At 70.9% G+C, this 18034-nt stretch carries 17 protein-coding genes; 8 read left to right on the top strand and 9 right to left on the bottom strand.

Annotation, left to right across the window (positions count from 1 at the left end):
* Positions 1 to 3: 3 nt before the first annotated feature.
* The 4 genes from Aco03nite_RS27605 to Aco03nite_RS27590 all read right to left on the bottom strand — a co-directional run bounded on the left by Aco03nite_RS27605 (position 4) and on the right by Aco03nite_RS27590 (position 3428).
* Positions 4 to 408 carry a hypothetical protein gene (locus Aco03nite_RS27605; protein ID WP_203799532.1) on the bottom strand — a complete coding sequence of 135 codons (405 nt, stop codon included), beginning with the start codon at positions 406 to 408 and terminating at the stop codon, positions 4 to 6.
* 44 nt (positions 409 to 452) lie between these two features.
* Entirely contained in the window at positions 453 to 1466 is a 1014-nt protein-coding gene (pgfA, locus tag Aco03nite_RS27600; protein WP_203799529.1) for a cell envelope lipid trafficking protein PgfA, read from the bottom strand.
* A 67-nt stretch (positions 1467 to 1533) separates the two neighbouring features.
* Positions 1534 to 2304, bottom strand: a complete 771-nt coding sequence (locus tag Aco03nite_RS27595; RefSeq protein WP_203799526.1) for an SDR family oxidoreductase — start codon at positions 2302 to 2304, stop codon at positions 1534 to 1536.
* Entirely contained in the window at positions 2301 to 3428 is a 1128-nt protein-coding gene (locus tag Aco03nite_RS27590) for an acyl-CoA dehydrogenase family protein (protein WP_203799523.1), read from the bottom strand. The genes Aco03nite_RS27595 and Aco03nite_RS27590 overlap by 4 nt, the downstream gene beginning before the upstream one ends.
* A gap of 83 nt (positions 3429 to 3511) precedes the next feature.
* Between Aco03nite_RS27590 and Aco03nite_RS27585 the strand changes: the two genes are divergently transcribed.
* Genes Aco03nite_RS27585 through Aco03nite_RS27560 form a run of 6 tightly spaced genes read left to right on the top strand, consistent with a single transcriptional unit; the run spans position 3512 to position 10622 of the window.
* A complete protein-coding gene (locus Aco03nite_RS27585) occupies positions 3512 to 4981 on the top strand; it encodes a FadD3 family acyl-CoA ligase (protein ID WP_203799520.1) in 1470 nt (489 codons plus the stop codon).
* On the top strand, positions 4978 to 5814 hold the full coding sequence (locus Aco03nite_RS27580) for an enoyl-CoA hydratase (protein WP_373872640.1): 837 nt from the start codon (positions 4978 to 4980) through the stop codon (positions 5812 to 5814). The genes Aco03nite_RS27585 and Aco03nite_RS27580 overlap by 4 nt, the downstream gene beginning before the upstream one ends.
* A complete protein-coding gene (locus tag Aco03nite_RS27575; RefSeq protein WP_203799517.1) occupies positions 5811 to 6848 on the top strand; it encodes an acyl-CoA dehydrogenase family protein in 1038 nt (345 codons plus the stop codon). Before Aco03nite_RS27580 ends, Aco03nite_RS27575 begins: the two co-directional genes overlap by 4 nt.
* Positions 6845 to 7762: an acyl-CoA dehydrogenase family protein gene (locus Aco03nite_RS27570; RefSeq protein ID WP_203799514.1), complete on the top strand. Its 918-nt coding sequence runs from the start codon at positions 6845 to 6847 to the stop codon at positions 7760 to 7762. Before Aco03nite_RS27575 ends, Aco03nite_RS27570 begins: the two co-directional genes overlap by 4 nt.
* Complete coding sequence (locus Aco03nite_RS27565) at positions 7759 to 8694, top strand: acyl-CoA dehydrogenase family protein (protein WP_203799511.1); 936 nt, start codon at positions 7759 to 7761, stop codon at positions 8692 to 8694. Before Aco03nite_RS27570 ends, Aco03nite_RS27565 begins: the two co-directional genes overlap by 4 nt.
* Positions 8695 to 8732: 38 nt before the next feature.
* Positions 8733 to 10622, top strand: coding sequence for a serine/threonine-protein kinase (locus Aco03nite_RS27560; RefSeq protein WP_203799508.1), 1890 nt, complete (start codon positions 8733 to 8735; stop codon positions 10620 to 10622).
* A 7-nt stretch (positions 10623 to 10629) separates the two neighbouring features.
* Here the strand turns inward: Aco03nite_RS27560 and Aco03nite_RS27555 are convergent, their stop codons facing one another.
* Positions 10630 to 11241, bottom strand: a complete 612-nt coding sequence (locus Aco03nite_RS27555) for a Uma2 family endonuclease (RefSeq protein ID WP_203799505.1) — start codon at positions 11239 to 11241, stop codon at positions 10630 to 10632.
* A gap of 237 nt (positions 11242 to 11478) precedes the next feature.
* Between Aco03nite_RS27555 and Aco03nite_RS27550 the strand changes: the two genes are divergently transcribed.
* Positions 11479 to 12435, top strand: a complete 957-nt coding sequence (locus tag Aco03nite_RS27550) for an EamA family transporter (protein ID WP_203799502.1) — start codon at positions 11479 to 11481, stop codon at positions 12433 to 12435.
* A gap of 65 nt (positions 12436 to 12500) precedes the next feature.
* Here the strand turns inward: Aco03nite_RS27550 and hsaB are convergent, their stop codons facing one another.
* The 4 genes from hsaB to hsaA are packed head-to-tail and all read right to left on the bottom strand — an operon-like array spanning position 12501 to position 15987.
* A complete protein-coding gene (gene hsaB / locus Aco03nite_RS27545; RefSeq protein WP_203799499.1) occupies positions 12501 to 13058 on the bottom strand; it encodes a 3-hydroxy-9,10-secoandrosta-1,3,5(10)-triene-9,17-dione monooxygenase reductase subunit in 558 nt (185 codons plus the stop codon).
* Complete coding sequence (gene hsaC, locus Aco03nite_RS27540; RefSeq protein WP_203799497.1) at positions 13055 to 13963, bottom strand: iron-dependent extradiol dioxygenase HsaC; 909 nt, start codon at positions 13961 to 13963, stop codon at positions 13055 to 13057. Before hsaC ends, hsaB begins: the two co-directional genes overlap by 4 nt.
* 19 nt (positions 13964 to 13982) lie before the next feature.
* The gene (gene hsaD / locus Aco03nite_RS27535) at positions 13983 to 14819 is read right to left on the bottom strand and encodes a 4,5:9,10-diseco-3-hydroxy-5,9,17-trioxoandrosta-1(10),2-diene-4-oate hydrolase (protein WP_203799495.1); all 837 of its coding nucleotides are present in this window, start codon (positions 14817 to 14819) and stop codon (positions 13983 to 13985) included.
* Between the two features lies 1 nt (position 14820).
* Positions 14821 to 15987 (bottom strand): 3-hydroxy-9,10-secoandrosta-1,3,5(10)-triene-9,17-dione monooxygenase oxygenase subunit, encoded by a 1167-nt coding sequence (gene hsaA / locus Aco03nite_RS27530; protein WP_203799493.1) that lies wholly within the window; start codon positions 15985 to 15987, stop codon positions 14821 to 14823.
* A 100-nt stretch (positions 15988 to 16087) separates the two neighbouring features.
* On the opposite strand from hsaA, the gene Aco03nite_RS27525 reads away from it, so the two are divergent.
* Positions 16088 to 17215 (top strand): 3-ketosteroid-9-alpha-monooxygenase, oxygenase component, encoded by a 1128-nt coding sequence (locus tag Aco03nite_RS27525; protein WP_203799490.1) that lies wholly within the window; start codon positions 16088 to 16090, stop codon positions 17213 to 17215.
* Positions 17216 to 18034 lie beyond the last annotated feature (819 nt).

The following is an 18034-nucleotide window of genomic DNA, read 5'->3' as shown; positions in this document are numbered from 1 at the left end:
GCTCTAGGCGCCGAGGGACTGCCAGTAGTCGCCGTTCGGGTCGAGGGATGTGAGCCAACCGGTGAGGGCCTTGCCGGAGGTGCGGAAACTTTCGGTGCACACGTCGAACCAGCGGTAGATCACCAGCTCGTGGACGCGGACCGCGTGTGAGGCGTGGCGCAGGATCCACTCGTCCAGCGCCGCCGTCGCGGCCACCGCCTCGGGCTCGCGGCGCAGCAGTGCGGTGGCGTCGACGTCCACCACGATCCGTAGGCCGCCGGCCTCGGCGAACACCGAGAACTCGACGGTCCGGACCGCGCCTTCCACCTCGATGTCCTGGTGGTGGACCAGCACCTCTTCGGTGTCCGGGACGGCCAGGTCGGCTCCGGCCGCGCCCGGCGGGATGACGTAGTGCAGCCAGAAACCCATGTCCGGATGCTAATCCGGCGCACCGGAATCCGCATCCGGAGAGATCAGGACGGGACCGGGGTGGGCAGGGGACGGGTGGTCTCGTCGGCCCGGTGTTCGCCGCGGGGGCGCGGGGAACGGGACAGCAGGAAACCGGCCGCGATCAGGACCAGGCCCAGAACTGCCAGGCCCGACGGCACCCACAGGCCGAGCAGGGTCAGCAGCGCCACGCCGCTCTGGGCCTCGGTGCGGACCGCGTCCAGGGTGGCCTGGTCGTACTGCAGGTCGGCGTCGAAGATGGTCACCGGGGTGCCGGTGTCGGGGACCAGGGTGCGGTTCTGCTGTTCGCGGTAGCCGACGATGGCTCCGGTCCGCGGTTCCACCCAGAGGGTTCGGGTGGCCCGGTACGTGATGCTGCCGGTGGCGGCCTCGGGGGCCAGGAAACCGAGCAGGCCGTCCAGGGTTTCGGCGTCCATCTCGGCCGGCTGCTCCGGGACCTGCTGCTGGAAACGGTAGGTCGCGAGGCCGTTGAACCGTTCCTCGGCCTGATATCCGATCGGCAGCGCCTTACCCAGGGTGGAGTCCCAGTACTGGTAGGCGCGTTTCTCGGTGCCGAACGGAAACAGGTACAGCTGGCCGGCGAAGGAGATCGGCGCGCACGGGGCGGTGGTCTCGGTGTGGCACTGCCCGTCCCAGGGCACGGCCGCGCCGGAGACCCGGTCCAGGGCGACCCGGCTCTCCGACCGGTTGATCATCTCGTTGGTGTCGGACCGGCTGGTGGCGTGATACACGTTCCAGATCAGCGTGTCGCCGTCGAGTTGGGCGGCGGTGGCGAAGTCGGGTTTGATGCCGGTCGCCGAGCGCAGCCCGGCGCTCTGCACAGCGACCTGCGGGGTGCCGTCCGGCAGCACCTTCGCCTGGACGAACGACGCGCTGGTGTCCTCCACGACCACGTCAGGGGGCACCAGGTCGAGGGGCACCTTCCGCTGGGACGGCACCACGACCCAGGCGAGGGCGATCGCGAGGAGCAGGCTGAGGATGCCGAGTCCGAAGAGTGTCGTGCCGATGATCCGCTTCATCGAGGCCTCCCGGCTTGGGAAGTAGAACGCGTTACAATCTACTGCCACGTAACATCGATGGAAAGACTTATGGATGTTGGCTGCTGACCGAGATGACCTCACCGGTCAGATAGGACGCGTAGTCGCTGGCGAGGAAGGCCACCACGGTCGCCACCTCCCACGGCTCGGCGGCCCGGCCGAACGCCTCCCGCAGGGCCAGCAGATCCAGGTCCACCTGGCTCATCACCCGGCTGAGGAACGGGTGCGCGGCCAGGCTGGGCGCGACCGCGTTGACCCGGATGCCGTGCGCGGCCACGTCCAGGGCGGTGCACCTGGTGAACGCCATCACCCCGGCCTTGGCCGCCGCGTAGTGGGCCTGCCCGGCCTGGGCCCGCCAGCCGAGCACCGAGGCGTTGTTGACGATCGCCCCGCCGCCGCCCTGCGCGATCATCTGCCGCAGGGCCGCGCGGGTGCAGCGGAACGTGCCGGTCAGGGTGACGTCGAGAACGAGTTCCCATTCCGCGTCGGACATCTCGGTGACCGGCCGGTTACCGCCCAGCCCGGCGTTGTTGACCAGCACGTCGAGGCGCCCGTACCGGGAGACCGCCCCGCTGATCAGCCGCTGGACGGCGGCCTCGTCGGTGACGTCCGAGGGGATCGCCCAGACCCGGCCGGGATAGCTGTCGGAGAGCTGGTCCCGGGTCTCGCCGAGCCGTCGTTCGTGGCTGTCGCCGAGCACCACCCGGGCGCCCTCGTCGAGGCAGCGCCGGGCCACCGCCGACCCGATGCCGGTGCCGGCCGCCGCCGTGACCACGACGATCTTGTCGTCGAGCAGGCCGCGGCCGGGCGGGCCGTTCACCGAGGAAGTCCGAGCACCCGCGACGCGATGATGCCGCGCTGGATCTCGTTGGACCCGCCGTAGATGGTGTCGGCCCGGCTGAACAGGAAGTACCGCTGCCAGCGCTCGACATCGTCAGAGGCACAAGGACCGGTGGCGAGTACGTCCATGGCCAGCTCACCGAGCCCTTGCCGCCACCGCGTCCAGAGCAGTTTGATCACCGACGGGCCGGCCGGCAGGTTCTCGGTCAACGACCGCAAAGTGTGCGCCCGCAGCACGGTCAGGTCGACCCAGGCCCGGGTCAGCCGCTCCCGCAGCGCTGGATCATCGACCGCACCGGTCTGCCGCGCGACCGCCACCAGATCATCGAGGTCACGCTGGAACCCGACCTGCTGCCCGACGGTGGCCGCGCCCCGCTCGTATGCGAGGGTGCCCATGGCGACCTTCCAGCCCTCCCCCGGCTCGCCGACGACCAGATCGGCCGTGGTGACCGCGTCGTCGAAGAACACCTCGTTGAACTCGCTGTCGCCGGTGAGCTGCCGGATCGGCCGGACCGTGATCCCGGGCTGCCGCATCGGCACGAGCAGGTAGGACAACCCGGCCGACCGAGGGCCTCCGACCGGCGAGGGGGCGGTCCGGGCCAGCACGAAACACCAGTCGGCGACGTGCGCGAGTGATGTCCACACCTTCTGCCCGTTGAGGATCCAGCGGTCGCCGTCGAGACGGGCCCGGGTGGTGAGCCCGGCCAGGTCGGAGCCGGCGCCGGGTTCGGAGTAGCCCTGGCACCACAGCTCGTCGACGGCCGCCAGCGCGGGCAGGAACCGTCGTTGCTGCTCCGGGGTGCCGTGGTCCATCAGGGTCGGCCCGACCATGGTGGTGCCGATGTGGTCGGGGCGGCTCGGTGCGCCTGCCCGGGCGTACTCCTCGTGGAAGATGACCTGCTGCGACAGGGACGCGCCGCGCCCACCGTGACGCACCGGCCAGGCCAGCGTGGTCCATCCGCCGTCGGCGAGCCGGCGGGCGAAGGCGAGCCGTGGCGCGAAGGCCTCGTTCTCCCGGCCGACTCCCCCGGTGCCCCGTAGCTCGTCGGTGAGATAACGCGAAAGCCATTCGCGGACTTCAATGCGGAACGCCTCGTCGGACACTGGCGCCTCCTCCCGGATCACGCGTAGGCTCACCCTACCGACCAAGCACTTGCTTGGTAAGCCCCACCCACACGGGAGGCCGGATGGAGACCATCCCGGCGGCGGTGGCGCACGCTGCGCGTGAATTCGGCCGGGAGCCGGCTCTGGTCGACCCCGGTGTGCGCCGATTCGACTTCGCCGAGCTGCACGACGAGGTCCGCAAGGTGGCGCACGCCCTGATCGCGTCAGGCATCGAGCCCGGCGACCGGGTCGCGCTGTGGGCGCCGAACAGCGCGAAGTGGGTGCTGGCCGCGCTCGGGGTCGCCGGCGCGGGCGCGGTGCTGGTGCCGGTCAACATGCGGTTCACCGGCCCGGAGGCGGACGAGATCCTGCGCCGCAGCGGTGCCCGCGGGCTGATCGTGAGCGGCCCGTTCCTGGGCACCGACCGTCTGGCGTCGCTGACCGGGACGCCGCCGTTCGTTCTCTCGCTCCCCGACTGGGACTCCTTTTTAGAGCGAGGGTCAACTGCTTCCCTGCCTGCGGTACGCCCGGACGACCTCAGTGACATCCTCTACACCTCCGGGACCACCGGCCGCAGCAAGGGCGCGATGAGCGCACACCGGCAGTCGCTGGGCGTGGCCCGGGCCTGGGCCGAGATCGGCGGGCTGTCCACCCGGGACCGCTACCTGGTGGTGAACCCGTTCTTCAACAGTTTCGGGCTGAAGGCCGGACTGCTGGCGTGCCTGGTCAGTGGCGCCACGATCGTGCCGCAGGCGGTGTTCGACGTGCCGCGCACCCTGGACCTGATCGAGCTGGAGCGGATCTCGGTGCTGCCCGGCCCGCCGACGCTCTACCTCGGGCTGCTGGACCATCCGGCGCGGGCCGTACGCCGCCTCGGGTCGCTGCGGCTGGCCGTCACCGGCGCGGCGACGGTGCCGCCGGTGCTCGTCGACCGGATCCGGGACGAGCTGGGGTTCGCGACCGTGCTCACCGCGTACGGGCTGACCGAAGCGGTGGTCGCCACCATGTGCCGGCCCGGCGACGACACCCGGACCGTCGCGTTCACCTGCGGTCGCGCCGCCGCCGGGTTCGACGTGCGGATCGCCGAGAAGGACGGTGAGGTGCTGCTGCGCGGGCCGAACCTGATGCTCGGCTACCTGGACGATCCGGCGGCCACCGCCGAGGCGATCGACGCGGACGGCTGGCTGCACACCGGTGACGTCGGCGAACTCGACGGCGACGGCAATCTGCGGATCACCGACCGGCTCAAGGACATGTACATCTGCGGCGGTTTCAACGTCTACCCGGCCGAGGTGGAACGGGCGCTCGCGGCGCTGCCGGGGGTCGCCGAGGTGGCCGTGGTGGGGGTGCCGGACGAGCGGCTCGGCGAGGTCGGCCGGGCCTTCGTGGTGCCCCGGCCGGGCGCGGAGCTGGCCCCGGACGCGGTGATCGGTTTCTGCCGTGAGCGGCTCGCCGGATACAAGGTGCCGCGGTCGGTGGCGTTGAAAGGCGAACTGCCGCACAACGCGAGCGGGAAGGTCCTCAAATATCTGTTGAGAGAGGAATCCCGGTGACCGACGTCGTTCGCTACGAACGCCGCGGCCCGGTCGGTCTCGTCACGATGAACCGGCCGCGGTACCGCAACGCGCAGAACTCGGCGATGACCTATGCGCTCGACGACGCCTTCACCCGGGCCGTCGACGACGACGCGGTCCGGGTGATCGTGCTGGCCGGCGCCGGGGACCATTTCTCCGCCGGGCACGACATCGGCACCCCGGAACGCGACGCCGACACGTCCTTTCCCCGCCGCGCGGTGACCTGGTGGGACCACACCGGAAAGGACGGGGCCGATCGCCGGTACGCCCGGGAGATCGAGGTCTATCTGAACATGTGCCGGCGGTGGCGGGAGATCCCGAAACCGTCGATCGCGATGGTCCAGGGCGCGTGTGTGGCCGGTGGGCTGATGCTCGCCTGGATCTGCGACCTGATCGTGGCGGCCGAGGACGCGTTCTTCGCCGATCCGGTGCTGCGGATGGGCATTCCCGGGGTCGAGTATTTCGCGCACCCCTGGGTGCTCGGGCCGCGCCTCGCGCGGGAGTTCCTCTTCACCGGGGACCGTTTCGGCGCGCGGCGGGCGTACGAAATCGGAATGGTCAATCGGGTCGTACCCCGCGCCGACCTGGAGGAGACCGCTTTCGCCCTGGCATCGCGGATCGCGGAGATGCCGCCGTTCGGTCTGGCGCTGGCGAAACGGGCGGTGAACCTCTGCGAGGACCAGATGGGCATGCGCGCCGGAATGGACTCGGTGTTCGGGTTGCACCACGTCGCGCACGCGCACAACGCCGAGGTCGGCACGGACAGCCTGGCCGGGCTGGACGCGCGGGCGATGAAGCGGGCGGCCCGGTGAACCTGGATCTGGATCCGGCGGCTGTCGCTTTCCGGGACGAAGTACGGGAATGGCTGGCCGCTCAGGCATTCACCGAGGGCCGGGACTGGGAACGGCGACTCGCGGAGGCCGGGCTGGCGGCGGTCGCGTGGCCGGTCGCATACGGCGGACGGGCCGCGCCGCCGTTGCACGCGCTGTTGTTCGACGAGGAGTACCACGCGGCCGGAGCGCCGGCGCGGATCGGCCGGAACGGGATATCGCTGCTGGCGCCGACCCTTCTCACCCACGGGACGCCGGAACAGTGCGCGCGGATTCTGCCGCCGATGGCCCGGGGTGACGAGGTGTGGGCGCAGGCGTGGTCGGAACCGTCGGCCGGCAGTGATCTGGCGGCCATTCGTTCCCGGGCCACGAGAACCGGCGGCGGATGGCTGTTGTCCGGGCAGAAGACGTGGAGTTCCCGGGCGGTCGTCGCCGATCGCGCTTTCGGGCTGTTCCGTTCCGGGCCGGAACAACGGCATCGCGGCCTCACCTATCTGATGTTCGGTCTGCGCGATCCGGGAGTGACCGTCCGGCCGATCCGGCAACTCGACGGGACCACCGGATTCGCCGAGATCTTCCTCGACGACGTGTTCGTTCCGGACGCCGACGTGATCGGTTCCCCGGGGGACGGCTGGCGGGTCGCGATGAGCACCGCCGGGCACGAACGGGGATTGTCGCTGCGCGGTCCCGGTCGATTCACCGCGGCGGCCGGGCGGCTGATCGAACTCGGGCAGACCCGGCAGGTCGCGGACTCGTGGATCGCGGCCCGCGCGTACCGGATGCAGGCCTACGCGTCGCTGGACGAACCGGTCGCGCCGAGCGCCACCAAGCTGTTCTGGTCCGCACTCGACGTCACGCTGCACGAGACCGCCCTGGACCTGCTCGGTCCGCTCGCCGAGATCGATCCCGACTGGACCGCCGGGTACCTGTTCGCGCTGGCCGGGCCGATCTACGCGGGCACCGACGAGATCCAGCGGAGCATCCTCGCGCAGCGGGAACTGGGGCTGCCGCGATGAGGCTCGTGCCGTCGGTGGAACAGCGCGCGTTCGCGGCGGCCCTGCACGAGCTGCTGACCAAGGCGGACCTGGCCACGATCTCGGCGGCCTGGGCGGACGGCGACACCGGGCCGGGACGCCGGTTGTGGGCGGCGTTCGGGGACCTGGGCGTGACCGGGCTGATGATCGACGGCGGGCCGGACGATCTCGTCGTGGCCGCCGAGGAGCTGGGGCACCACGCCGTCCCCGGGCCGGTCGCCGAGTCGATCGCCGCCGCGCCGCTGCTGGCCGGCGAGGATCTGCTGCCGGAGCTGGCCGCCGGGCGGATCATCGTCTCCCTGGCCGTGCCACCCTGGCTGCCGCTGGCCGCCGACGGGGACAGCGCCGACCTGATCCTGCACGTCACCGACGCCGGGATCCGGGCCGCCGAACCCGGCGCCGTGCACCGGTCGCTGCACCCGGCCCGGCGGCTGGCCGAGGTCCGGCCCGGCGCGCTGCTCGCCACCGGCCGGCCGGTCCGGCGCGCCCTGGAACTCGGGGTGCTCGCCTGCGCGGCGCAACTGCTCGGGGCCGGGCGGGCGCTGCTGGAGACGTCGGTGGAGTACGCCCGGACACGTACCCAGTTCGGGACGCCGATCGGGTCGTTCCAGGCGGTGCAGCACCGGCTGGCCGACGTGTCGGTGGCGCTGACGTTCGCCCGGCCGCTGCTGCACGCGGCGGCGGTCACCCTGCGTACCGAGGACGTGTCGGCGGCCAAGGTCGCCTGCGGGGAGGCGGCGGTGCTCGCGGCCCGGGCGGCACTGCAGGTGCACGGGGCGATCGGGTACACCCGCGAACTCGACCTGAACCGCTGGCTGACCCTGGTGCCGGTGCTGCACCGGTCGTGGGGCACCGCCGGCCAGCACCGGGACCGGATCCTTCAGGAGATCAGATGACCGAGGAACAGCAGGCGTTGCGGGAATCCGTCCGGCGGCTGCTCGCCGGGCACGGGGACGATCCGGGGCTGTGGGGGCGGCTCTGCAAGGAGATCGGCGTGGCCGGGCTGACGGTTCCCGAGGAGTACGGCGGGTCCGGAGCCACGTTCGCCGAAGCAGCGGTCGTGCTGGCGGAACTGGGGGCCGTGCTCAACCCCGTACCGGCAATCGGGTCTCTGCTCGTGGCCCACGCCCTGCTCGGCGCCGGGCCGCGGACCCGGACCGAAATGCTGCCCCCGCTCTGTGCCGGGGACCGGGTCGTGGCGCTCGCGTGGAACGGGACCGCCCGCGTCGACGGCGACCGGATCACCGGCACGTTCTCCGACGTTCTCGACGTCGCGGAGGCGGACGCGCTACTCGTCGCGACCGGCGGCGAACTCCTCGAAGTATCCCCAGCAAGACTGGAGTCGCAGCACACGCTGGATCTCAGCCGGCCGCTCACGATCGTGCACCTCGACGATGCCCCGATCGTGTGGAGAGACGCATCTCACACCGTCCCCGGACTGCGGGATCTGGCGTGCTCTGCACTGGCCGCCGAACAGGTCGGAACCGCCGAGCGCGCCCTGCAACTGACGGTCGAGTATGTGAAGGTCAGGCACCAGTTCGGCCGCCCGATCGGCTCGTTCCAGGTGCTCCAGCACCGGCTCGCCGACCTCTATGTCCGCGTGCAGGCGGCCCGATCCGCGCTCGACGACCCCGCCGTGGCCCGGGTCTGGTGCTCGGAAACCCTCCGGGCAGTGGCCGCCGAGATGACCCAGATGCACGGCGGCATCGCCATCACCTGGGAACACGACGCCCACCGGTACCTCCGCCGGGCCTGGGCCTCGGCGGACCTCTTCGGACCACCTGGTGAGCATCTAGCCCGATTGGCCCGGAATTTTCTGGACACCTGACCGGCGATGCACGGCCCCGGGCCAACTAGCATGATCCGGTGCTTTCACCGGGAGTCGTGCTCAATGGCCGCTATCAGCTGACGCAGCGCATCGCTGCGGGCGGCATGGGCGAGGTGTGGCGTGGCAACGACCTGATGCTCCAGCGGGAGATCGGTGTCAAGGTCATCCTGCCGGCCCTGATGTCGGACCGGGACTTCATCACCCGGTTCCGTTCCGAGGCCCGGATGATGGCCGCGCTGCGCAACCCCGGCATCGTGCAGGTCTACGACTACGGCGAGAACGCCGAGGTCGACGGCCGCAACCTCGACTTCATGGTGATGGAGTTCGTCGAGGGCACCCCGCTGACCAAGCGCATCCAGCAGGCCGGGCGGATCGGGCCGGTCGACACCATGCAGATCGTCGCGCAGGTCGGCGACGCGCTGCACACCGCGCACGAGGCGGGCATCGTGCACCGCGACGTCAAACCCAGCAACCTGCTGGTCAAGGCGAACGGCGCGATCGTCCTGATCGACTTCGGCGTGGCCCGGGAGACCGCCGTCGAAGGCATCACCGGCACCAACGTCGTGCTCGGCAGCGCGCACTACATGGCCCCCGAGCAGGCCGAAGGCCACAAGGTCACGCCGCTCACCGACGTCTACGCGCTCGGCGCGGTGGCCTACGCCTGCCTGACCGGCCGGCCGCCCTACGTCGGTGACAACCCGCTCGCCGTGCTCGCCCAGCTGGTGCACGGCAAGCCGCCGGTGCTGCCGCCGGACGTGCCCGCCGGGGTCGCCGCCGTGGTGATGCGGGCCCTCGACCGGGAGCCGCAGCGCCGGTTCCCGACCGCCGCGGCCTTCGCGGCCGCCGCCCGGCAGGCCGCGAGTCAACCCCATCAGACCCCCGCGCCCGGGTACGGGGGACAGACCCGCCCGATGGCCGCCGCGGGTGGATTCCCCCCTGGTGGACCGGGTGGCCCCGGTGGCCCCGGCACCGGGTCGTTCCCCGGCCGTGGTGGCCCTTCGGGCTCGTTCCCGGGGCAGCAGGGTCCGGGCACCGGGTCCTACCCCGGGCAGGCTCCTCGTACCGGCGCCTACCCCGGCCAGGGCACCGGCGCCTACCAGGGCCAGGGCACCGGCGCTTATCAAGGGCAGGGCTCGGGGCGTTTTCCGAACCAGCGGCCGGCGCCACAGGCCCGCACCGGTGGGTACGCCGCCGGCGCGGCCTCCGTCGGCGCCGCCTCCGTCGGTGGCTCCGGCACCGGCTCGTTCGGCGGTTATGCGGACTCCCCCTCGGGCGGGCACCCGTCCGGTGGCTACAACTCCGGGACCTTCGGCGGCACCACGCCGCCGCAGCGCAACAAGAGCCTGATCGCGCTGGCCGCCGTCGCGGTGATCGCCGTGATCATCGGCATCGGTGTGGTGTTCAGCAACTTCGGCGACGACCCGGGCACCGGCGGCCTCGACACCGCCAGTGGCGGCGAGACCGTGCCGACCGGCGAGGAATCGCCGAGCCCGCGCGCGTCGAAGTCACCCAAGGCGGAGAAGACCACCAAGCCGCCCAAGGCCGAACCGACCGAGGAAGAAGAGGAAGAGGAGGAGGAAGGCGCTCCCCTCGAGAACCCCAACAACCCGGCGGACCTGTGCGGCGGCGGTTTCCAGACCATCAGCACCGAGGACCTGAAGGCGAACGGGGAACTCCTCGGCACGGTCTACCTGCTCGGCGACGCCGGCACCAACAGGTGTGTGGTCACCATGCGGCACAGCAACCTGGGTGACAAGGCCGCGGCCAGCGCCACCCTGGAGGTGCAGGACGGCGACAAGCAGTCCGACCGGGACCGGGTCCAGTTCTACGTCGGCCCGGTGAGCATCGACGCGGCCGGCGCGTGCGTCCGCTGGTCCGGCTCCATCGGCACCGTCTCGTTCACCAGCGAATTCGAGAACTGCGGCTGACCGGCGCTCAGCGCCGGTGGACCTCGCTGAGGTCGATCTCGACGGCGAACGGCTGCTTCAGCGTCGCGCGGTCGTGGTAGATCCCGACAGGGACGTAGCGTTTTGTCGCCGGGTCGCGTTCATGGACGTAGAGCACCGCGTGGTCGCCGGCATCCTCCACACGCCAGAAGTGCGGGATGCCGGCCTCGGCGTAGAGCTGGGGCTTGCGTTCCCGGTCCCGGATCTCGGACTCCGGCGACACGACCTCCACCGCGAGCACCACAGCCGACGCCGGGTACCAGGTGGCCTGTGCATCGACTTCCGCGTCGGCGTGGATGACGATCAGGTCGGGCTCTGGTCGCTGCCGGGGGCCGAGCACGATGGACATCTCCCGGCTGACCCGGAATCGATCCCACGGTGCGGCCCGGTCCAGCGCTCCTTCGAGAACTCTCAGACACTTCATGTGGAAGTGCTTCTGCGGACTCATGACGGCGATGATTCCGTCGATGAGTTCGGTGTGGGCCGGGAGGCCGGGAATCCTGTCGAGATCATCTGCGGTGTACCCATCCGTCGGCGGCCACTGCCACTCAGCTACCGGTTCAGCGCTCACGGACACTACCCCCCTCACGGACAGGCTCATCCCTCTAGCCTACCCACCCGAATAACCGCGTAGACCTCGTGCGGCACTCCTGAACAGGGCCGATGCCTGTTTCGAGGAAGGTGGCCGCCGGCCCGGGCATCGACCCGGCACCGGGATTCACCCGTCGGTGGTGGGTGCCGGGGCGGGGCCTCGCGCGTTACCCGAGGGGTGGGCCGGGGCGCACCGGCCGCCCGGGCATTCGCCTCCGGACGCCGGTAGGGCGGGGCGTCACTCGCGTTGAACTGGACATTGACACTGGCCGGGATCGCCGCCGTGGCGTGGGGATCCGCCGACTTCCTCGCCGGGACCGGGACACGGCGGCTGCCGATCGTCACCGTCCTCATCGGATCGGAACTGACCGGGCTGGTGCTGGCCCTCGCCTACCTGGCCGGGCGGGGCGGGCCGTTGCCGGCCTCGCCTCGGCTGATCGTGATCAGTGCGCTCGCGGGAGTGCTCGCGGTGCCCGGGATGGGGCTGGCCTACCGGGCCATGCGGGACGGGTCGCCGGCCGTGGTGGCGCCGGTGGCGGCCGGGGCCTCGCTGGTACCGATCGCCTGGGGTCTGCTGCACGGCGACCGGCCCGGGGTGGTCTCGATGATCGGGGTGGTCGCCGCCCTGGCCGGGATGACGTGCTCGTCCTGGCCCACGGTTCCTCGCCCGGGCCGGACCTCTCCGCCGGGCCGACCCTCCCCACCAGACCAGCACCCATCACCAGACCGGTTCTTCCCACCAGGCCAGCCCTCCCCACCAGGCCGTTTCACTCCAGCGGGCCGGCCGGGGCGGGCCGCGTTCTGGTGTGTGGGCGGGGCTGCTCTGTGTTTCGGTACGTTCTTCGTGTTGCTGCACGAGGCGGCGCCGTCGGATCCGTACATCGCCACGGCCTATGTCCGGGTTGCCGGTGGGGTCATCGGGCTGGTGCTGCTCGCCGTCGCCCGGCGGCGGGTGCGGGCTCATGTGGGTGGCGGGTCCACCTGGGTGCTGCCGATCGCGGTCGGGGTGCTGGAGACGGTTGCCGACGGGGCCTTCGCGCACGCCGCCGCCGGAGTCGCCGTGGGGGCGGCGGCTGTTGTCGCCTCGCTCTATCCCGCGGTCACGGTGTCGCTGAACGCGGTGCTGTTCCGGGAACGGATGCCGGCGGTGCACCTCTGTGGGGTGGTCGCCGCGCTGGTCGGGGTGGTGTGCCTGGCCGGGTGACGACGTCGGTCCCGGCGCTTCCACCGGCCGATCGGTTCCGGTCGTGGCGGCTGAGTGGCCGGTGATCAGATCCAGTCGGTGTGGCGGGGCCAGGACAGCAGGGTGTCGGCCACCTCGGGTGGATCGTACGGCGAAATCGGGGTCGTGGTGGTGTAGCGGCTTTTGTGGAACAGCAGCGGCGTGGTGTCCCGGCACGGGCCCAGGGTGGTGACCCGGCCGGTGACGATGGCGTGGTCGCCGCCCTGATGGATCGCCTCCAGGCGGCAGTCCGCCCAGGTCAGGACATCGGCCAGGACTGGCGAACCGGACGGGGCCGGTGACCAGGAGACCGCGGCGAAACGGTCGGCACCGCGGGTGCCGAACAGCCGGGAGACGTCGCGCTGGTCGGCGGCCAGGACGTTGACGCAGAAGAGCCCGGCGTCGCGGATCCGCCGCCACGTGTCCGAACCCGCCTGCGGGCAGAACAGCACCAGCGGCGGGTCCAGGGACAACGGGGCGAACGCCTGGCAGGCGAACCCGGCGGGGCCGTCGGCGCCGGCCGTGGTGATGACGGTGATGCCGGTGGCGAAGTGCCCGAACACCCGGCGGAATCGGACAGCGTCCACGTCCCCCCGGGTGATCAATGCCCGCCGCCGCCGAAGAACCGGTGCCCCCACACGCTGTGCGCGGTGGTGTGCCGGGCGATCCAGGTGTCGTCGTCGACGGTCCGGCCGCCGAACCCGTACTCGATGTCGAAACCGCTCGGGGTGCGTACGTAGAAAGAGACCATGCCGTCGTTGGCGTGCCGGCCCAGAGTGGAGATCATCGGGGCCTTGGCGCGGGCACAACGGTCGATGGCCCGGCCCACGTCGTCCAGGGTCTCGGTCTCGATCATCAGGTGGATCATGCCGCTGGGCGCGGGGATCGGGGCGAAGGCGACGCTGTGGTGCCGGGGGCCGCAGCCGAGGAAGCGCATCCACAGTGGCTCGCCGCCCGGCGGCAGGCCGATGTGCTCGGGCACCAGCCGCATCGAGTCGCGCAGCCGGAAGCCGAGCACGTCGCCGTAGAAGTGCAGGGACGCGGCGTCGTCGCGGGCCGGCAGCACGACGTGGCCCATGCCCTGGTCACCGGTGACGAACCGGGTTCCGTAGCTGCCGAGCGCCGGCCGGGTGTCCAGGGCCGCGCCGCAGAAGAACTCCAGGCGGTTGCCGGACGGGTCGTCGACGCTGATCAGGTGCGAGACCCGGCGGTCGGCCAGCTCGTCGGCGCCGGCCGGTTTGACGGCGATCCCGGCCTCCTCGAACACCCCGGTCAGCCGGGCCAGCGCGGCCGGGTCGGCGAGTTCCCAGCCGGAGGCGGCCAGCCGGTCCTTCTCACCGGGCACCACCACGATGCGGGCGGGCAGCTCGTCCATCCGCAGGTAGACGGCCCGCGGATCGGGGCCGCGGCCCTCGGTCATGCCGAGCACCTTGACGCCGAAGTCGCACCAGGCGGGCAGGTCGGTGGCTTCGACACGCAGATAGCCGAGGGATCGGATGAGGTTGCTCACGGGCGGTCCCCTCTCGGGATCATGAACCGTTCGGTGCGGTCATCGCGATAGGTCCGGTAGACGCACTGAGAAAGGCGATGGCCATGCTGTTGAACTCGTCGAACTTCTCCAGGTGGGCCCAGTGGCCGCAGCCGCCGAAAACGTGCAGGCGGGCGTTGCGCAGAGTCTTGAGGGCGATCAGGGCGCCGTCGAGCGGGTTGACCCGGTCCTCGCGGCCCCAGACCAGCAGGGTCTCGTGGCGCAGCCGGTGGGCGTCCCGCCAGAGCAGCCCTTCTTCGTACGACGCGGGGTCGGCGAAGGAGGCGCCCATCTCGCGCATGGCGCGCATCGCGGCCGGGTCGATCGCGGCCCGGAAACGTTCCTCGACCAGGTCGTCGGTGATCAGGGACGGATCGAACACCAGGGTACGAAGGAAGGCGGCGAGCCTGGCCCGGCTCGGATCCCGGGCGAAGGCTCCGAGTCGCTTGACCCCTTCGGTGGGGTCGGCGGCGAAGACGTTCAGGGACAGGCCGCCGGGGCCCATCAGCAGCAGTTTCCCGGCCCGTTCCGGGAAGTTCAGGGCGAACCGCACGGCGGTGCCGCCACCGAGCGAGTTGCCGATCAGGTCGACCCGGTCGATGCCGAGTTTGTCGAGGAGTTCGGCGAGCGCGGTGGCGGCGTGGGTGAAGTACTGGCCGGTGATCGGGTCGCCGATCGAGCCGCCGTACCCGGGCTGGTCGACGGCGAGCACGTCGAAGTGCGGGGCGAGCGCGGGGATCGTCCGGCCGAAATTGCTCAGGGCCGACGCCCCGGGGCCGCCGCCGTGCAGCAGGACCACCGGGCTACCGGCGCCCTCTCGCGTGAAAGCCAGCGTCATGTCACACCATCGCGTCGTTGAGCGGCATGCCGAACTCGCCGCGACCGAACATGGACAGGGCTCGTTCCGGGTCGTTGATCGCGTGGACCCGGCCGGAGTGGGCGTCCCGCCAGAACCGCTGGATCGGGGTGCCGGTGCGCAGCGCGCGACCGCCGGAGCTCTCGAAGAGCCGGTCGACGGCGCGGATCGACAGTTCGGTGCCGCGGACCTGGTCACGGCGGACCCGCAACCGCAACGGCATCGGCAGCTTGGTGCCGGCCGTGGTCAGCTCCATCAGTTCACGCATGTTGACCTGCAGGGCGAACCAGGCGGAGTCGATGTCACCGGCGGCCTCCGCGACACGGACCTGCGAGTGCGGGTCCTCGGCGGCCTTCACCCCGATGTAGGAGGCGCGGACCCGTTCCCGGGTGTACTCGACGTGCGCCCGGTAGGCCCCGGTGGCCATGCCGATGATCGGGGTGGTGATCGCGTAGGAGAAGATCGAGGCGTACGGGATCCGGTAGAGAGGTCCGGGGTTCTGCTCCTGCCCGGGGCACACGCAGCGGGCGGTGTCGTTGAAGCTGAGCGACCGGTGCTCGGGGACGAAGGCGCCGTCGACCACGATGTCGTTGCTGCCGGTGCCGCGCAGCCCGACGGTGTGCCAGACGTCCTCGATGATGTAATCGGCGGCCGGCAGCAGGAACGTCTTGAAGTCGGCGGGTGTGCCGTCCTCGCCGGGCGGGACGATGCCGCCGAGCAGGACCCAGGTGGCGTGGTCGCAGCCGGAGGAGAAGCTCCAGCGCCCGGTGACCCGGTAACCGCCGTCGACCCGCTGGATCTTGCCGGTCGGGGCGTAGGACGACGACATCCGGGTTCCGGTGTCGTCTCCCCAGACCTCCTGCTGGGCCCGGTCCGGGAAGAGCGCGAGCTGCCAGGCGTGCACCCCGACGACCGAGGCGACCCAGCCGGTGGATCCGCAGGCGGAGGCGATCTCGCGGACTCCGGTGAGGAAGGTCAGCGGGTGTGCCTCGTGCCCGCCGAAACGGGTGGGTTGCAGCAGGCGGAAGAAGCCGGTCTCGGCGAGGGCCTTGACGGTTTCCGGGTCCAGCGCACGGCGATCCTCGGTCTCCTGTGCACGCTCCCGCAGAACAGGTAACAGTTCTCGAACTCCGGCGAGGACCGCTTCCATGAGATCCCTCCAGGCTGGTTGGCCGCATGTCGAGCGACCCCTATACTAGAACACGTTCTACCTATGGACCAGGAATGCTTCCAGGGCTCAGGAGCGGTAAATGAGCATCAGCCAGCAACCGCGCACCATCGACGTCGGCCGGCCGCCCGCGAGGTTCGCCCGGGGGTGGCACTGCCTGGGCCTGGCCGACACGTTCCGGGACGGGCAGCCGCACGCGATCGAGGCGTTCGGCACCAAACTGGTCGTCTTCGCGGACTCCCAGGGCGCGCTCCACGTCCTCGACGGGTACTGCCGGCACATGGGCGGCGACCTCACCCACGGCACGATCAAAGGTGACACGATCGCCTGCCCGTTCCACGACTGGCGCTGGCGTGGTGACGGCCGCTGTGTCGAGGTGCCGTACGCGCACCGGATCCCGATGCGGGCCCGCACCCGGTCCTGGACGACCTGCGAACAGAACAGGCAACTGTTCGTCTGGAACGATCCACAGGGCAATCCCCCGCCGCCGGAGGTGGCGATCCCCCGGATCGAGGGCGCGTTCTCCGACGAGTGGAGCGACTGGACCTGGGATTCGGTGCGGATCGACGGCGCGAACTGTCGCGAGATCATCGACAACGTGGTGGACATGGCCCACTTCTTCTACATCCACTTCGCGTTCCCGACGTTCTTCAAGAACGTGATCGAGGGCCACGTGGCGGCACAGTTCCTGCAGACCCGGCCCCGGCCGGACGTGCCCCTCGCCGCGAAACAGTCCGGCGACACGACCCTGCGATCCGAGGCGGCGTACTACGGGCCGTCCTACATGATCGACTACCTCTACAACGACTGGAACGGGCTGGAGATCGAGTCGGTCCTGATCAACTGCCACTATCCGGTCTCGCCCGACTCGTTCGTACTCCAGTGGGGCGTGATCATGAAACGCCTGCCCGGATTGACCAGGGAGCAGGCGGCGAAGGCGGCGGGCAAGTTCACCAAGGGCATCGGCGTCGGCTTCCTGCAGGACGTGGAGATCTGGAAGAACAAGACCAGAATCGACAACCCGCTGCTGTGCGCCGAGGACGGCCCGGTCTACCAGCTACGCCGGTGGTACGAGCAGTTCTACGTAGACGTCGACCAGGTCACCGACGACATGGTGGCCCGCTACGAGTTCGAGGTGGACACCACACGGGCGGTCGAGACATGGGAGGCCGAGGTAGCCGCCAACCAGGCGCGGGCAGCCACCCCATGACAACCCCCACCCCTCAAACACCACCATCGCCCGACACGCGATCTTCACCCGACATGCCATCCTCGCCCGGCGCCTCCCCACAGCCCGGCCGCACCGTCCCTCCGCCGCCCAACCACCCCTCGCCGGATGCCTCCATGTCGCCCGGCCACGCCGCCCCTCCGCCGGAACCCCCTTCTCCGCTTGGGGTCACGCCGGCCGACCGCCGCACCACCACCGCACCAACTGGCACCTCCCTGCGCGACGCTTCCGCAGGCTCCTTGTTGGGCGACGATTCCTCGTCGCCCAACCTCGTCGTCCCGCCAACGGCTGGGGCGTCCCCGCCTGACGGGTCAGTTCCGGAGGGCTCTCCACCGGACGTTCTGCCGTCGGCGAGCGGCTCTGAACTGCGGGAGTATCTCGATGGGGGGCTCACCGAGGTTTCCTGTGAGGTTTGTGGGCATGTGGTTCGGGCTGGGCGGCGCAGTGTTCTGCAGACCAGCGTGCAGTGGGCCGGGTCCGGGTGTGAGCAGCTTTTTGCGCTTGCTGAAGGGCGGCCGACTGCTCTTGTGCCTACCTGTCCGGCGCTGCGGGCGAGCCTGGATCGTGCCATTCGTGAGGGTCGCTTGGAGGTCGACTGATGTCGGTCCACCGCCTCACAGCCAGCGGCTCGCGGCTCGCGGTTTGCGCCTCCTGCCCCGCACCTCGTGCCTCCCGCCTCGCACCTTCCGCCTCGCACCACGTGCCTCGCACCTCCCGCCTCGCACCACGTGCCTCTCACCTCCCGCCCCGCACCTCGCACCTCCCGCCTCGTGCCCCGCACCTCGCGCCCCACATCCCGCA

It is taken from the genome of Actinoplanes couchii, from assembly GCF_016862075.1.
GTDB lineage: Bacteria > Actinomycetota > Actinomycetes > Mycobacteriales > Micromonosporaceae > Actinoplanes > Actinoplanes couchii.
Note: the sequence above shows the minus strand (reverse complement) of the source record. Positions and strands in the feature narration are given on the sequence as shown.

Bases quoted from the DNA above. Each gene is read 5' to 3' on its own strand.
- Aco03nite_RS27525 (WP_203799490.1), top strand. From the start codon at position 16,088: ATGAGCATCAGCCAGCAACCGCGCACCATCGACGTCGGCCGGCCGCCC.
- hsaA (WP_203799493.1), bottom strand. From the start codon at position 15,987: ATGGAAGCGGTCCTCGCCGGAGTTCGAGAACTGTTACCTGTTCTGCGG.
- hsaD (WP_203799495.1), bottom strand. From the start codon at position 14,819: ATGACGCTGGCTTTCACGCGAGAGGGCGCCGGTAGCCCGGTGGTCCTG.
- Aco03nite_RS27570 (WP_203799514.1), top strand. From the start codon at position 6,845: ATGAGGCTCGTGCCGTCGGTGGAACAGCGCGCGTTCGCGGCGGCCCTG.
- Aco03nite_RS27555 (WP_203799505.1), bottom strand. From the start codon at position 11,241: ATGAGCCTGTCCGTGAGGGGGGTAGTGTCCGTGAGCGCTGAACCGGTA.
- Aco03nite_RS27585 (WP_203799520.1), top strand. From the start codon at position 3,512: ATGGAGACCATCCCGGCGGCGGTGGCGCACGCTGCGCGTGAATTCGGC.
- Aco03nite_RS27605 (WP_203799532.1), bottom strand. From the start codon at position 408: ATGGGTTTCTGGCTGCACTACGTCATCCCGCCGGGCGCGGCCGGAGCC.
- Aco03nite_RS27565 (WP_203799511.1), top strand. From the start codon at position 7,759: ATGACCGAGGAACAGCAGGCGTTGCGGGAATCCGTCCGGCGGCTGCTC.
- pgfA (WP_203799529.1), bottom strand. From the start codon at position 1,466: ATGAAGCGGATCATCGGCACGACACTCTTCGGACTCGGCATCCTCAGC.